The sequence below is a fragment of the Acidipropionibacterium thoenii DSM 20276 genome (assembly GCF_000423445.1).
Taxonomy (GTDB): domain Bacteria; phylum Actinomycetota; class Actinomycetes; order Propionibacteriales; family Propionibacteriaceae; genus Acidipropionibacterium; species Acidipropionibacterium thoenii.
On record NZ_AUHZ01000028.1, the window covers coordinates 1 to 14,617 of the forward strand.

Below are 14,617 nucleotides of genomic sequence, written 5' to 3' on the forward strand. Positions count from 1 at the left end.
CGCACTCGCACCACCAGTGTCACCGGTCTCCAGCCCGAGGGCTCGTGGGCGAGGCGACGGACCACGGTGTCGCGGGGGATCCCTTCGCACCCGCACTCGCGACACCACCGGTCATCGTCCACCACCCGGCAGGCCACCTCGCAGCGATCCGGGAGGACTCTCTGGCCCACCACCACGAGGCCGAGGTCATCCAGGCGGGCGAACGTGGTCAGATCGGGGGCAGCAAAGGTAGCGTGGGACACGTCGGGGTCTTTCAGATGGGCAGCGTAGGAACTCCCATCATCGGAAGACCCCGACCCTCACACCCACCCCGACACGCCAGCCAGACTCAACCCCCCGCTACACCCCGGATCGCGAAGAGCCCCTCAAGGGCGCTGCGCGTCGCTGCGCGATGCCGCCTGCGGCGGCACCCTTGACTGCCACCCTCCACGCACCTGCTGGCAACTATCAGGACGAAGGGGTGCTCTGGGCTCGGGCAAGGGCTCGGCGTACCGATGACGTGCTCACGCCGAGCACGGTGGCGATGTGCGCGTTGCTCTGGCCCTGCGCCTTCATGCGCAAGGCGGCGTCGATTCGCTCCGACCCCATGACGGTGGGGCGGCCGCCGACCCTCCCCTGGGCCCGCGCATAGGCCAGGCCGCGCCGGGTGTTCTCCCGGATCGTGTCCACGCGCAACTGAGCGAACACGGCCATAATCCCCACAATGGCCTGGCCCATCGGGCTCGACGTGTCGATGCTCAGCGCCGGCTCCGTCAAGCTCTTGATGCTCACGCCCTGCCCGATCAGGTCATGGACGATCTCGATGGCCATGACCTCGCTTCCGGCCAGCCGGTCCAGCGCCCGGAACACCAGCGTGTCGCCCGGACGCAGATAGTCGCGGCACGCCAACCACTGCGGCCGGTCGGCCGCACGGCTGGACTCGCCGTGGTCCACGAACACGCGCTCGGCCCCGGCCGCGCGCAGCTCCGCCTCCTGGGCGGCCGGAGTCTGTTCGCGCGTGGACACGCGTGCGTACCCGACGATCGTCATCGGCTCCCCCGTCCTCTCGGCTCTCCTCGGTGCGGGTCGTCATCGTCATCGCGCTTCGCGCGACGCCGTTCCATCTCGCTCTCGATACGTTCGTGCAGGCCAGCCCGGGTGTTCTCACGCCGGACGCGGGCGTGAATGCTCGATGCCCACGCCTTGGTGCGCATCTTCACATCGTCGAGCTGACCAGCCGTCAGACCGTAGACGCGCACCTCTTCGGGCTGGATACGCTCCACGTTGTCAAGGTTCTGGGCGAACCATCCCAGGTCGAAGCCAGCATCGACTCCCCGGACCAAGTCCAGCAGTTCCTCGTCGCTGTACCGGCCGGAACGCCGGATCGCGTCCACATCGAGGTAGTCGCGGGTCTCGGCCCGCGAGAACAGGGCCCCGACCTTGTTGCCCACCGCGTCCTCAATGGACAAGACGGGCCCGACCTCCAGCCGCACGGGCGGGTGAGCCCGCCAGTCCACGCCCAGGTCCATGTCAGTGCTGCGCCCTTGCGCGCTGACGATGGTGAGCTGGGCGAACGTGTCCTGCCGCCGGCGGCTCTCCACGGTGTAGCCGGCCGCACGCAGCGCCGCAATGATCCGGTCGAGCGACGTGCCGAACCGTGCCTGGGCCTGCTGGACGGTGAACAGGTCCACGTCCTCGGTGGGCCGGTCGATCAGCCCGTGCTCACGGATCGCGCCCGAGCCGGCCAGGGCGAAGCCGGCATCGTCGCCGACGGCCTCCAAGGCCAGGCGCGTGATGCGCCGCTGCTCCTCCTGATCTCTGCTCACACGACGACCCGAAGCCGGGGGAACCTCTTCTCCCACAGGCCGCGCACGCGCGGATCCATGTTCAGAATCGGCCACGCCTCGATGAGCCGATCTCGGTTCATCAAGCGGCGCTGCTGATCGGCAGTCCCCTCGGCGAGCAACGCTTGGTAAGCCATGCGACGCCAACCCAGGTTCGACACGTCCACGTCGAACCGATCGGCCTGCCAACGCACAGAGTGTGGCAGGTCGATGGGCCCGTCATAGGGTCCGCGCAGCTCGTCGAGCGAAGCGGGCGCGTCATAGGGCTTGACATCGCGGAACCGCACACGAGCCGCTGTCACCTCAGCCATGGCCCGCCTCCTTCCATCTCATCCCAGTTTACCCGGCCAGGTCGAAAACGGTCTATCACCCGTTTCGGTTTCGGTGGGGGTTTTGACCACCCTTCGACCGCCAACTTACGCGGGTCATGTCAGTTTCCGAAGTCGGCTGCACGGAAGTTCGAAGTCGTCTGCACTCTGTGCTCAGGTATGCCGCGCGAGCGCTCGGGTGCAGGTCGATGGGACGCCTCCAGGGATGTCCCTGGAGGTCCTGGAGGCCGCCATGGCCACCGACGCGGGCTGGAATCTGTTGCCGTCGCGTCGTGTGGGCTGTGGTGGTATCATGGGAAAGACGAGGCCCGGAGGGCCGGGCCACCGGTCACTGAGAGGTGATGGTGAAGATGACTGCTCTGGATCCGTTCCGTGAGATTGAGCGTTTGCTGGGCACGGCCATGCGTCAGGCCCCGTCTGCAGCGGCGATTCCGATGGATCTGTACCGCTCGGGTGATGATGCCTTTGTCGCCAAGATCGACCTGCCGGGCGTGGACCCGGACTCGATCGATATCGATGTCGATGACCGCACGTTGACGGTGCGCGCCGAGCGGCGCCCGAAGGAAGCGGAGGCGCAGTGGCTGGTGCGGGAGCGGCCTGCGGGGATTTTCGCCCGTCAACTCACCTTGGGTCGGGGGTTGGCGACGGACCGCATCGAGGCCGGCTATGCCGACGGGGTGCTGACGTTGACGATTCCGGTGGCTGAGGAGTCCAAGCCGCGCAAGATCCAGGTCACGGCCTCCGACCGCACGGCAGCGATCGAACAGGGGTCCTCCTCCGGCGAGCAGCAAGCCACCGGCGAGGGATCGGGGCAGAGGCAGTAGAGGGATCGCGGACGCCGGCGCGAGCGGGACGCCGGCGTCTGCGGCGGGACACCTCCCGTCTCCTGGTCGGCTGCCACTGGGACGCCCGGCTCCCTGCGCGACTCAACGGCTCACCTCGCTGCAGGCGCTCCCGCCTGGGGTAGCCCCCATCAGAAAAGAAGCCACAGAGGGTCCAGGTGCGGGAATAAAACCTGAGCGTGGTTCGCTCAACTATGTGATCTTGATATGTGATCTTGATATGTGATCTTGAGACGAGAGGAAGGTGATGGTGATGGCACTGCCTGTTCGTGGCGGCAACACGGAGATCACCCATCGGGATCCTTTCAGCGAACTGCACGACCTCACCACCCGGATGAACCAGCTCGTCCAGTCCGCGCTGGGCGACTTCCCCAACCGGGTCGCCTCGCTCTGGGCCCCGCCGGTAGAGCTGGAGGAGACAGAGGGCTCCTACGTTCTGGAGGCTGACCTGCCCGGTGTGAAGGAGGACGACGTTGACCTCGAGCTGCGCGGCAACGAGCTGAGCATCCACGGCGAGGTCAAAGAACGGGAGCGGACCGGCATCCTACGCCGGAGCACACGCCAAGTCGGGCAGTTCGAGTACCGCGTGACGCTGCCGGCCGACGTCGACCCAGACCAGGTCAACGCCACGCTACGCGACGGTGTCCTGCGGGTGGAGGTGGCCAAGACCGAGGCCACCCAGCCACGCCGCATCCAAATCACGAAGGGCTGAACGCAGCTCCACGCCGCGTCCCCACGCGAGAAATCAGAGGGAGGTCCCATGTCCGGGGCCTCCTTCTGCTCTGCGTGACCTCACACCACCTTGCGGACCGACCCGGCGCCGGAGTGACCGCAGGTGCAGTACCGCGCAGCGGGTCAGTGGGTGCAGATGAGCAGTCGGAGGGAGTGGGGTTCGAGCGTGATGACGTCGCGGGGTCCGTATCGCGGCGCTGAAGCCGGGATGGCCCCGGCTGCGACGGTGATGCCGGTCGTGTGGTCGGCGGTGTCGAGGTAGTCCGTCCAGGTGGTGCCGTACTCGATCCCGGGCACGGTGAACGACAACGGCGCGGGTGTGGGGTTGACCATGAGGAGAAAGGAATCGTCGCGCACGGGCCGACCGCGGCGGTCTGGTTCGGGGATGCCCTCGCCGTTGAGGAAGACGGTCAGAGCGCGGGCGTGCCCGGCGGTCCACTCATGGTCGCTCATCAGCTCACCGGCAGGCGTGAGCCAGGCGATGTCTTCAAGGTTGGTGCCGCGCACGGGGCGGCCTTCAAAGAACCGGCGCCGGCGAAACACCGGGTGCTCGCGGCGCAGGCGAATGAGCCGGCCGGTGAACTCGGTCAGCTCGCTGAACTGCGCGGCGCGACCCCAGTCGACCCAGGACAGCTCGTTGTCCTGGCAGTAGGCGTTGTTGTTGCCGTCCTGGGTACGGCCCAGCTCGTCACCGGCCAATAGCATCGGCACCCCTTGGGACAGCAACAGCGTGGCGAGCAGGTTGCGCTTCTGCCGCTCGCGCAACGCCAGGACGGCCGCGTCATCGGTGGGGCCTTCGACCCCGCAGTTCCACGAGCGGTTGTCATTGGTCCCGTCGGCGTTGTTCTCCCCGTTGGCCTCGTTGTGCTTGGTGTTGTAGGAGACCAGGTCCTGGAGGGTGAAGCCGTCGTGGGCGGTGATGAAGTTGATCGAGGCGTACGGGCGCCGGCCGCTGGACTCATACAGGTCGGAGGAGCCGGTGAGCCGGGAGGCGAACTCCCCGATGGTCCCGGGAGTGCCGCGCCAGAAGTCGCGGACGGTGTCGCGGTAGCGGCCGTTCCACTCGGTCCACAGGGGCGGGAAGTTACCGACCTGGTAACCGCCGGCGCCGATGTCCCACGGTTCGGCGATGAGCTTGCGCTGGGAAACCACGGGGTCTTGCTGGACCAGGTCGAAGAACGCGGCGAGGCGGTCGACGTCGTGGAACTCCCGGGCCAAGGCGGCGGCCAGATCAAAGCGGAACCCGTCGACGTGCATCTCAATCGCCCAGTAGCGCAGCGAGTCCATGATCAGCTGCAGCGCGTGCGGATGACGCACGTTGAGGGTGTTGCCGGTGCCCGTGTAGTCCACGTAGTAAAACGGGTCGGCGGCGAGGCGGTAGTAGGCCGGGTTGTCGATGCCGCGGAAGGACAGGGTCGGGCCCAGGTGGTTGCCCTCGGCGGTGTGGTTGTAGACCACGTCAAGGATGACCTCGATGCCCGCCTCGTGCAGGGTACGGACCATCGCCTTGAACTCGGCCACCTGCTGCCCGCGTGTGCCCTGGGCGGCGTAGCGGTGGTGCGGGGCGAAGAACCCGATGGTGTTGTATCCCCAGTAGTTCGACAGCCCACGTTGGACGAGGTGGTGGTCGTTGACGAACTCGTGCACGGGCATCAGCTCCACCGCGGTGACACCCAGGCGTTGCAGGTGCTCCACCACGGCCGGGTGGGCCAGGCCGGCGTAGGTGCCGCGCAGCTCCGGTGGCAGCTCCGGATGGCCGATCGTTAGGCCACGCACGTGGGTCTCGTAGACGACCGACTCGTGATACGGGATGCGCAGCGGACGATCACCGCGCCAGTCGAAGTACGGGTTGACCACCACACACCGGGTCTGGTGGGCCGCAGAGTCGGCGTCGCTGCGCTCCCACGGCCGGCCGAAGCGGTAGCCGAACAGTGACTCGTCCCAGTCCACCGGCCCCTCGACCGCTTTGGCGTAGGGGTCCAGCAGCAGCTTCGCGGAGTTGGACCGCTGACCGCGGGCCGGGTCGTATGGGCCGTGGACCCGGTAGCCGTAGCGCTGCCCCGGGCCCACGCTCGGCAGGAAGGCATGCCAGATGACCCCGTCGACCTCGGCCAGCTCCACCCGCGTCTCGGCACCGGCGTCATCGAACAGGCACAGCTCCACCCGCTCGGCGAGTTCGGAGAACAGGGCGAAGTTCGTCCCCGTGCCGTCATAGGTCGCCCCCAACGGGTACGGCGTGCCCGGCCAGACTTCCACGAACACCTCCTGTCATTCTTCCTGCCCTGGTGGCAGACGGGGTGCCGCCGAAGCCCGGGGCACCACTATATACCGGCGGGCCCGGTGGCGTCATGTCGGTTGCGCGACCCACGTGGGCGCGCACCACACCGACCCACAATGAGGGCATCTGACCCTCCGGTGCGGAGTCGTGGACGGCGAGGAGGAGTCCGCCGCCGTGGTGGACCAGACGCTCCCATACGATCGGGTGCGGGCCGGTGAACAAGCCAGAGACGAGCAGCGTGGGCTCCTCGCGGGGCCCGGACCGTTCGATGAGGACCCACCGGCGAGCCGTCAGGTCCGCGGTGATGCCCTCCAGCACCGGCACCGCGCCCATCCCTGGTTCCCACCGCACCAAGCCGAGCTGCTCGAGTGCCTCGCCGCGCCAGTCAGTGGCCTCACTGAGCGCTACCGCCAGACCGGGCAGGCCGAGCTCTCTGCCGTTCAGCCGTCGTCCCGTCACGACACCGGCGCCCCGCCCGTGCTGCGGCGGTGAGAAAGCGACGCCGCTTCCACGGACGCCGGGCTCACCGAAGGCGAAGGCCGCGCCCGACCTGCAAGGCTTGGCGACTCATCCTCGGCGGCAGGCCAGTTGTCACCGGTGTGGTTCTCGTGGCCGATCGCCCGCCAGAGCCACGCCTCAACGAGCGGGGCCAGGAGCAGCATGCTGACGAGGCAGACGGCCAAGATGAGCACCACGACCAGCCCGCCCAGGTCCGGCACCGCTCACTCCGTCGCGCACTCGGCGCACACCGGCGGCTCGCTGCCCACGGTGCTGACCAGCTGGCTGTGGTGGTGAACCAGGAAGCACCGGGTGCAGGTGAACTCGTCCTTCTGTTTCGGGACGACTTGGACGGTGAGTTCCTCACCGGACAGATCGGCCCCAGGAAGCTCAAATGTCTCCGCGAGGAGCAGGTCCTCGTCATCATCGATCGTGGCCACGCTCGGCTCACGCCCCGGCATCTCCGCCACCGGCGTCTCGGTCAGGTCCTCATCCGTCTCGCGCGGCGCGTCATAGTCTCTGGCCATCCCCTACCGCCCCTTCTGAATGCCCTTTCTACAACCCCTCTATGCATCCCAAACCGATTGTCCCATCGAGTGGAATCAAGTGCGGTATCAACGCATAGCGCGACGACATCCGAGACCGCCGCAATAGATAGCAAGGACTTCCGGACGCCCAGCAGCTGATCGGCGCACGAAGTCAATCACCGGCGGCCATAGCGGTTTAAGTCGGTGGTTGTAGACCCACGCACTGCCGACGGGACGCTGGTCACCTGGAGGTCCCCTCCGACGCCAGTCGGATCGACATCGGTAAGGTCTTCCTCGCTGTGCGGAACGGGTGGTGCGGCAGGGGCGGGCAGCGTCCCTCGGCCTTGACCGGCTCTTCATAATTGAGGGTGTAGTCGGGGTCTGAAGCCTCCGGTCTCGAGCAGTGATCTGGCGATGGTATGTCGACCTCGGGGTTATGTTGACCGGCTCGGTGAGCGCCCAGGCGGGGCAGGGGTGAATGGTTGAGCCGGTCAACATAACCATTGGCTCTGGAGTCGGGGTTCGCTTGATCTGACCGGGGCGGTCGCTGGGATCGCTCGGCTTCAGGTCGAGGAGGACCGAGATGGTGGTTCATCGTGATCAGCGCCGCGCCGACGTGCGGGATGTGCTGGATGAGTTCGAGAGGTGGCTGCTCCAAGAGCGATCAGCGCAGGAGTGCACGGCTGCCGCGTACACGGCTCGCGTCGCAGCATTCGTGGAGTGGCTGCCCGCGCCGGTCGAGGAGTCGCTGCGGAAGCTGACCGCGGCGATGCTGATCGAGTGGGTGGACCTGGAAGCAGCGCGTGGGCCGAAGGCATCGACGTTGGGCAAGCAGCTGGTGATGCTGCGCTCGTTTCTGCAGTACGCTCACCGCTCCGGTCGGATGGGACAGGACCTGTCCGGGGTGGTGCCGCACGCGGCGGCGTGGCGACTCTCATCGATTCCGGACCCGGTGCCGGCGGGTACGATCGAGGCACTGTTCGACACTCTCGATCTGCGTTCACCGAAAGGGCTGCGTGACCGGGCGATCCTGCTGCTTCTTACCGGGCTCGGGCTGCGCGCTTGTGAGATCGCCGGCCTTCGGCTCGACGACATCGGCTGGCGCACCGGAAGCCTACGCATCCGGGGCAAGGGCGACCGTGTCGATGAGCTCCCACTGCCCGACGAGGTCGGCCACGCCTTGGAGGATTACGTGCTCCACGGCCGCGGCGGCAGGGTCCAGGGCGAGGAGGTGTTCTGGACGGTCATCGATCCGGTCCAGCCACTGAGCGCCAACGGTGTCTGCGGGACGATCCGGCAAATCTGCATCAAGGCCGGGGTGGAGAAGTTCGGCCCACACCGGCTGCGGCACACGTTCGCGACCGGGATGCTCGCCACTGGGGCGACGTTGCAGGAGGTCCAGGGGCTGCTACGCCACGCGCATCTACGCACGACCGCGCTCTACGCCAAGGTCGACAAGAACCGGCTCACCGCTCTCGCACCCGAATGGCCGGCGGCCGCGTCATTGGGCAGGTGTCCACGATGAGCGGGTTGCGCGATCTGATGGACGGTTACCTGGCGACCCGGCGGGCACTCGGGTTCAAGCTCGTCGCGCCAGGCAAGACTCTGGATGCGTTCGTCGGCTGGATGGAAGACGCCGGTGAGCCCACGATCCGCCGGGATCTGGCGACCGCGTGGGCAGCACAGTTCTCCCGCGGCACGGTGCTGGAGCGACTGAACTATGTCCGCCAGTTCGCCGAGCATGTCGCCTGGTTCGACCCCGCGACCGAGGTCCCCGTCCTGGACGGACGACCCTACGGCGCTCATCGTCCTCGCCCGCGGATCTTCACCGACCAGCAGATCGACACGCTGCTGGTCGCGGCAGGCAGGCTGACCCCACGAGTCCGGGCGGCTTCCTGGCAAACGCTACTCGGACTGCTGACGGTGACGGGGATGCGGATCAGCGAAGCGAGGAACCTCAACGACGACGACATCACCATCGACGACGATGCCGGTGATGGCAGCGGTTGGGTGCGGGTCACGGACACGAAGTTCGGCAAGCCCCGCCTCGTCCCACTCCGCCCGACGACGATGACCGCGATCCGCAGGTATCGGCGGCTACGGGATCGGACGTTCCCGGTCCCGAAGACGACCGCGGTGTTTGTCGCCCGCCGAGGCACCCGGATCGCCCGCTCAACCGCGGGGAACACGTTCCGAGAGATCCGCGAGGCCGCTGGCTTGGCCGGCGGGCCGACCGAGCCGGCCGCCCGGCTGCACGACTTCCGGCACTCGTTCGCGACGAACACCCTGATCGGGCACATCCGAACCGGCGGCGATGTCGACGCGATGATGCCGGTGCTGTCGGCGTTCCTCGGACACGTCGGCCCGGAGGCGACCTACTGGTATCTGTCGAACACTCCCGAACTGGCGGCTGCTCTCGCGGAGCGCATCCAAGCGAGAGGGGGCGGTGATGAGTGACCTCGCGCCGTTGCTGCAACGGTTCTTCACCGACAAGCTCGACCGGCATCTGGATGCCAGCCCGCACACGAAAGCCGCCTACGCCGACACGTTCCGGCTCCTACTGACCTACGCTGAGCGGGCCACCGGGATCGCGCCATCGGCGTTGACGCTGGCCGATCTCGACGCAGACCTGATCGGCGGGTTCCTCCAGCACCTGGAAACCGAGCGCGGGAACTCCGTCGCGACCCGCAACGCCCGCCGGGCGGCGCTGCGGTCGTTCTTCACCTACGCCAGCTACCGGGCACCTGACGCGATCGCCACGATCAGCCAGGTCCTCGCGATCCCCGCGAAACGCACCAAGACCACGCTCGTGTCGTTCCTCACCGCCCCGAAGCAGAGGCGCTCATCGCTGCCCCGGACACCCGGACCTGGCTCGGTCGCCGCGACCGGCTCCTGCTGCACCTGGGCATCCAAACCGGACTCCGCGTCAGCGAACTCATCAACCTGCGCGTCGGTGACCTTCAGCTCGGACCACACAGCCAACTCGAATGCGTCGGGAAGGGCCGCAAGCAACGCGTGATCCCGTTGCAGAAGAACACCGTCAGGCTCCTCACGGCCTGGCTCGCCGAGCTCCCACCAGCGCGAGAGGGGCCGCTGTTCCCGACCAACAGCGGGACACCCCTGACCAGGGCTGCCGTTGGGAAGCTCGTTACCCGGCACGCCGCGACCGCGGCCGAGAGGTGTCCTTCATTGACAGGGAAGAACGTCACGCCGCACACGCTGCGGCACACCTGCGCGATGAGCCTCCTGCACGCCGGCATCGACACCGCCAGCATCGGGCTCTGGCTCGGGCACGCGAGCATCCAGACCACGCAGATCTACTTGCATGCCGACCTGGAACTCAAGCAGCGAACCCTCGAACGCGTTCCCGCGCTCGACGAGCGGCCACCAGCCCGATACAAGGCATCCGACGCTCTCATCGCGTTCCTCAAGAACCGGTGACACCGCGATGGTTATGTTGACCGGCTCAACCATTCACCCCTGCCACGCCTGGGCGCTCACCGAGCCGGTCAACATAACCCCGAGGTCGACATACCATCGCCAGATCGCTCCTCGAAGCCGGCGGATTCAGACCGCTCCTACACTCTCATTCGCGATGAGCCGCCAAAGCGTCTCGACTGCTCCGAGCCTGGACAAGATGCGTCCTGTCACCGGGTCATTGGGTTCGATGAGCATGGACAGCACCATCCTCGCGGTGCGCTCGTCATTCGCGACCTCACTCAAGCTGGTCATCATCGGTTCCTCTCGGCGCTCGTTACCGACGAGGTGCGCCGAGAGCTACCGACGGATCAGCAAATCGGAACCGCAGCTACGAGTCATCGCTCGCCTCGTCCACGATGAGTCCAGCCTCGACCAGTGCAGCCCGCACGGCCTTACGGTCCACGCCCATCCGGCGACCGATGGCCCGCATCGAGACGCCCGCTCGGGTGAGCCGCACGGCCTCCGCCTTCTCGTCGATCCCCAGCCTTGGTCGGCGGCTCGGCACCTTGCGGCGACGCAGATGGGAGAACACGGTGGCGCGGTGAATGCCGTACCTCTCAGCGAGCGCCTTGACGCTCATCCCGGCCAGGTAGTCGCCGACGAGGGCGTCCACCTCGGAGTCGGTCAGAAAAGTTTGAGCCGTCTCGACAGTGCTCGCAACAGGGCCACGATCATCCTTCGGAGCGGTATCCTGGGGACGTCGAGAGACCTCGTAGACCCCACGGTCTAGGCGGTTGACCAGGGTTTTTGTCTTGGGGGCGGAGTTGCCGAACGTACTACTCAGGCACCCCGTATGTCATGAGTCGCGTCATCGTTTACTAACGGTGGCGCGATTCGTGTCTTGGGGTGCGGGTGAGGCGTCCTGGGTTCTGTTCCGAGTCTCAGCAAGGAGAATCGGAGTATGCCCAAGAAGTTCAGTCCCGAGCTGCGTGACCGCGCCGTGCGGATGGTCTACGAGCGCCAGGCGCGCGAGGGAGGCCCGCGCGCAGAGTCGATACGTGCCATCGCCCCGCAGCTCGGTGTCGGCCTGGTGAATCGCCCCGGGTCTGGTGGAGGCTCTGAATCCACGGGAGGATGAGGAGCATGGCAGCACCGAGGAAGTACCCCGACGAGCTTCGGGAGAGAGCCACGAGGATGGCAGTTCAGTCACGGCGCGATCCATCGACGAGGTCGGGCACGTTTCGCCGTGTGGGCGAGCAGCTCGGGATCAATCCTGAGACTCTGAGGAACTGGGTCGTGCAGGCCGAGGTTGACGAGGGGCACCGTCCCGGGACCACGACCAGCGAGTCCCAGCGCCTGGTCGAGCTGGAGAAGGAAGTGCGTGAGCTGCGCAGGGCGAACTCGATGGCGGATTCAAGCGATGGGCGCAAGGAACTCTGCGAGCTTCTCTGATGGTGTCAGATAGCCCAGCGTCTTGCGGGGGCGTCCGTTGAGGCTGTCCTGGATCGCGTCCAACTCCTCGCGGCTGACGACGCTCAGGTCGGTGCCTTTGGGTAGGTACTGGCGCAGCAGGCCGTTGGTGTTCTCGTTGCTCCCCCGCTGCCAGGGCGAGTGGGGATCGCAGAAGTAGATCGGGATTCCTGTGGCGATGGAGAACGCGGCGTGCTTGGACATCTCCGCGCCTTGGTCCCAGGTGATCGTTCGGATCAACGAGGACGGCAGCTTGCTGATTGCGGCGCGCATCGCGGCCTCGACCTGCTCGGCGCTCTTGCCGTCGGGCAGGTGCAGCAGCAGTGTCATTCGCGTCGAGCGCTCAACGAGCGTGCCGATGGCGCTGCGGCTGCCCTCGCCGAGGATGAGATCACCTTCCCAGTGGCCTGGCACGGCGCGGTCGTCGGCTTCTGCGGGGCGCTCGCTGAGCATGACCATGCCGGGGATGCGGCCGCGACCGTCCGTGGTTCGGCGGGGCTTGCGGGCCGATCTTCCGGACCGCAGGCACCGCGCCAGCTCACGGCGCAGTTCGCCTCGGCCCTGCACGAACAGCGACTGGTAGATCGTCTCGTGGCTCACGCGCATCTCCGGGTCGTCGGCGTGATCCAACCGTAGGCGCGCCGCGATCTCCTCAGGTGACCACAGTTGCTCCAGCCGGCTGGCAACCTCCTCGAGCAGCCGGCCCGACGCAAGCTTGAACGGCTTCGGTCGGCGCGCCTGCTCGCGGGCACGTTCATGACCACGCCACGCCGAGTAGCCGCAGCGACCCCCACCGCGCTTCACCTCACGGCTGACGGTCGACACCGCACGCCCCAGCTGCTCGGCGATCGCGGTGAAGGTATCGCCGCGATTGATGCCCAGCAGGATCTGCTCGCGCTCGTCGATCGTCAGACAGCCCTGACGTGGCTCCCACCCGAACGGCCTGGCGTCAAGGTGCCTGCCGGTGCGGGCCATGATGCCGACCATCGGCGCGCTGCAGCCGATCTCCTTCGCGATGTCGACCAGCCGCCAGCCCTTCCCGTGCAGCCTGAGCGCGAGCTGCTTCTGCTCCCGGCTGAGATGACCGTGCCTGCCCTGCATCCGGATCCTCCTGTGATCAGTGACTGCCTCATCTCACAGGACTCGTTGCACTGACCGCTTGAATCCGCCGGGCTGCTCCGATCCGGTCGAGGCCATCGCTGTGGCCGGAGAATGCCTCGGACGGTCCCGCGGGTGATTACCTGGGATGCCCCTGACAGAGGGTCTTGGGGACGAAGCTGTCGGGGTCCACTGCAGGCAACTGCGGGGATCACGCTCGGCAGAGCCGAGCAGGCTCCCGGTTGGTGGTGACAGGCACGCCGACGTCCCTGTTTCCCGGCGAGATCCGCTCCTGAATCCGTTCCAGCGGTGAGTGTCGGGGGAGCGCAGAGGGCCACGGCCCTCAGCACTTACTCGGGCGTGGGCCAGCACCCGGTCCGGGCCCGGGCCTTTGGCGGTCAAGTCGTGGGACGGCTGGCGTCGAGCTTGGCCGTGGCCGCCTCGAAGTACTCGGCCTCCACAAGAATCTCGTAGGAGGACGCCTCCAGGCCCTGGACGCTACTGAAGTCCCGGCGCCCGCCGGTGGCCGCGTGGCCCAGCAACCCGAAGATCAGCCCCCACACCGCGCCCAGGAGTACCGCCCACAGGATTACCGACAGCCACCCCACGACCGTGAAAAGACCCAACAGCAAGCCAATGAGCAATCCCAGCCAGGCTCCGGAGGCGGCCCCGTACAGGGCGGCCTTGCCGTAGGTCATCCGCCCGGTGACCTGCTCAACCAGGCGCAGATCGGTGCCGACCAAGCGCACGTGCTCAACCGGGAACCCGGCGTCGGAGAGTCGGTCGACAAGGCGCTGAGCCTCGTCATAGGAGGGCACTGTGCGCAGGACCTGGTAATGAGCCGAAGCAGTGGGTGGAAGAGGGGAGGGATGGGACATGCTTATCGTTTCCTGTTCGTGGTGACGATCCGACCCGGACGGTGGCCTGCACCCGGGGTTGCCGGGCACCTGGGTCGGGAGTGGACGGAAAGTTAGGAAGAGAAATTGCGGAACAGTCCGGGCACATCAGCAGCCCTGGCCTCCCTTCCTCCCCCTCGGTATCGGCCGTTCAGCCGCGGTGCCTGCGATCTTCGTGGACTTCTGCCACTGGCTCCGACTCGGCATCGGAGCCCGAAATCACCAGCACCCCGTCGGTGCAGGTGGCGGTAGAAAGACCCGAACGCATCAAGGTCCTTGCGCATCAGCTCGGCCACGGCCGTGGCTCCTCTCCGGGTCCTCAGCCCCGTCCCCGAGCCCGTCGGTCCGTGGTGGACCAGCGACGGGCCCGCTCTCAGGGCCTTACAAAATGTCGCGGACCTTACCAGGATAAGCATATTTATCTCTGCAGTAAACGCCCGGCCCGTCTTCGGCGCCTCGTGCCACACATGCCTTCCCGCTCGGGTTGCGGCGGGCTATAATTCGCCTTTCACGTGCCCGGCTTGCCGTCTTCGGAGCTGGGCCTTGACACCCCTGCACCGGGTACCCCCGCATCAGTACCGCACCTGCCGCTGGGCAGTCGATGCATCACCTGTCCGAACGGAATCGACCGGCCCCACGCTGATCACTGCTCCCACACCGCCGAAGCACTTCAACCGATCCGTCACTGCAGCATCATCGAGAAG

Annotated in this window: 14 protein-coding genes and 3 pseudogenes; 7 read left to right on the forward strand and 10 right to left on the reverse strand. The window is 67.0% G+C overall.

Features of this window, described 5'->3' with window-relative positions:
- The 4 genes and pseudogenes from G554_RS0108685 to G554_RS0108700 form a co-directional block, all read right to left on the reverse strand.
- Positions 1 to 242 (reverse strand): annotated as a pseudogene (locus G554_RS0108685) (ISL3 family transposase); the annotation flags it as partial.
- A gap of 205 nt (positions 243 to 447) precedes the next feature.
- Positions 448 to 1,029 carry a recombinase family protein gene (locus G554_RS0108690; protein WP_027587600.1) on the reverse strand — a complete coding sequence of 194 codons (582 nt, stop codon included), beginning with the start codon at positions 1,027 to 1,029 and terminating at the stop codon, positions 448 to 450.
- Complete coding sequence (locus G554_RS0108695; protein WP_013162108.1) at positions 1,026 to 1,805, reverse strand: nucleotidyl transferase AbiEii/AbiGii toxin family protein; 780 nt, start codon at positions 1,803 to 1,805, stop codon at positions 1,026 to 1,028. Before G554_RS0108695 ends, G554_RS0108690 begins: the two co-directional genes overlap by 4 nt.
- On the reverse strand, positions 1,802 to 2,134 hold the full coding sequence (locus G554_RS0108700) for a hypothetical protein (RefSeq protein ID WP_013162109.1): 333 nt from the start codon (positions 2,132 to 2,134) through the stop codon (positions 1,802 to 1,804). The genes G554_RS0108695 and G554_RS0108700 overlap by 4 nt, the downstream gene beginning before the upstream one ends.
- Positions 2,135 to 2,502: 368 nt before the next feature.
- Between G554_RS0108700 and G554_RS15570 the strand changes: the two genes are divergently transcribed.
- Positions 2,503 to 2,976, forward strand: a complete 474-nt coding sequence (locus tag G554_RS15570) for an Hsp20/alpha crystallin family protein (protein ID WP_036925238.1) — start codon at positions 2,503 to 2,505, stop codon at positions 2,974 to 2,976.
- 271 nt (positions 2,977 to 3,247) lie between these two features.
- Positions 3,248 to 3,706 carry an Hsp20/alpha crystallin family protein gene (locus tag G554_RS0108710; protein ID WP_027587601.1) on the forward strand — a complete coding sequence of 153 codons (459 nt, stop codon included), beginning with the start codon at positions 3,248 to 3,250 and terminating at the stop codon, positions 3,704 to 3,706.
- Between the two features lie 143 nt (positions 3,707 to 3,849).
- Here the strand turns inward: G554_RS0108710 and glgX are convergent, their stop codons facing one another.
- The 3 genes from glgX to G554_RS0108730 all read right to left on the reverse strand — a co-directional run bounded on the left by glgX (position 3,850) and on the right by G554_RS0108730 (position 7,029).
- Entirely contained in the window at positions 3,850 to 5,982 is a 2,133-nt protein-coding gene (glgX, locus tag G554_RS0108715; RefSeq protein ID WP_027587602.1) for a glycogen debranching protein GlgX, read from the reverse strand.
- Between the two features lie 477 nt (positions 5,983 to 6,459).
- Complete coding sequence (locus G554_RS18120) at positions 6,460 to 6,723, reverse strand: hypothetical protein (RefSeq protein WP_027587604.1); 264 nt, start codon at positions 6,721 to 6,723, stop codon at positions 6,460 to 6,462.
- A 3-nt stretch (positions 6,724 to 6,726) separates the two neighbouring features.
- Positions 6,727 to 7,029, reverse strand: coding sequence for a DUF4193 domain-containing protein (locus G554_RS0108730; RefSeq protein ID WP_027587605.1), 303 nt, complete (start codon positions 7,027 to 7,029; stop codon positions 6,727 to 6,729).
- Positions 7,030 to 7,612: 583 nt separating this feature from the next.
- Here G554_RS0108730 and G554_RS15575 point away from each other — a divergent pair.
- The 4 genes and pseudogenes from G554_RS15575 (at position 7,613) to G554_RS18395 (ending at position 10,470) form a co-directional block, all read left to right on the forward strand.
- Complete coding sequence (locus G554_RS15575) at positions 7,613 to 8,554, forward strand: tyrosine-type recombinase/integrase (RefSeq protein ID WP_051232798.1); 942 nt, start codon at positions 7,613 to 7,615, stop codon at positions 8,552 to 8,554.
- Between the two features lie 5 nt (positions 8,555 to 8,559).
- Positions 8,560 to 9,486, forward strand: coding sequence for a tyrosine-type recombinase/integrase (locus G554_RS0108740; protein ID WP_161626482.1), 927 nt, complete (start codon positions 8,560 to 8,562; stop codon positions 9,484 to 9,486).
- Positions 9,479 to 9,748 (forward strand): annotated as a pseudogene (locus tag G554_RS18390) (site-specific integrase); the annotation flags it as partial. The gene G554_RS0108740 and the pseudogene G554_RS18390, both read left to right, overlap by 8 nt.
- Positions 9,749 to 9,873: 125 nt before the next feature.
- A complete protein-coding gene (locus G554_RS18395) occupies positions 9,874 to 10,470 on the forward strand; it encodes a tyrosine-type recombinase/integrase (protein WP_245570010.1) in 597 nt (198 codons plus the stop codon).
- A 367-nt stretch (positions 10,471 to 10,837) separates the two neighbouring features.
- On the opposite strand, the gene G554_RS18400 is transcribed toward G554_RS18395, so the two are convergent.
- The gene (locus tag G554_RS18400) at positions 10,838 to 11,122 is read right to left on the reverse strand and encodes a hypothetical protein (RefSeq protein WP_013162091.1); all 285 of its coding nucleotides are present in this window, start codon (positions 11,120 to 11,122) and stop codon (positions 10,838 to 10,840) included.
- 521 nt (positions 11,123 to 11,643) lie between these two features.
- Here G554_RS18400 and G554_RS0108765 point away from each other — a divergent pair.
- Positions 11,644 to 11,856: pseudogene (locus tag G554_RS0108765) on the forward strand (transposase); the annotation flags it as partial.
- A 6-nt stretch (positions 11,857 to 11,862) separates the two neighbouring features.
- On the opposite strand, the gene G554_RS0108770 reads toward G554_RS0108765, so the two are convergent.
- A complete protein-coding gene (locus G554_RS0108770; protein ID WP_027587609.1) occupies positions 11,863 to 13,020 on the reverse strand; it encodes an IS30-like element ISPfr16 family transposase in 1,158 nt (385 codons plus the stop codon).
- 395 nt (positions 13,021 to 13,415) lie between these two features.
- On the reverse strand, positions 13,416 to 13,835 hold the full coding sequence (locus G554_RS0108775) for a YflT domain-containing protein (RefSeq protein ID WP_230297855.1): 420 nt from the start codon (positions 13,833 to 13,835) through the stop codon (positions 13,416 to 13,418).
- Positions 13,836 to 14,617: the final 782 nt, after the last annotated feature.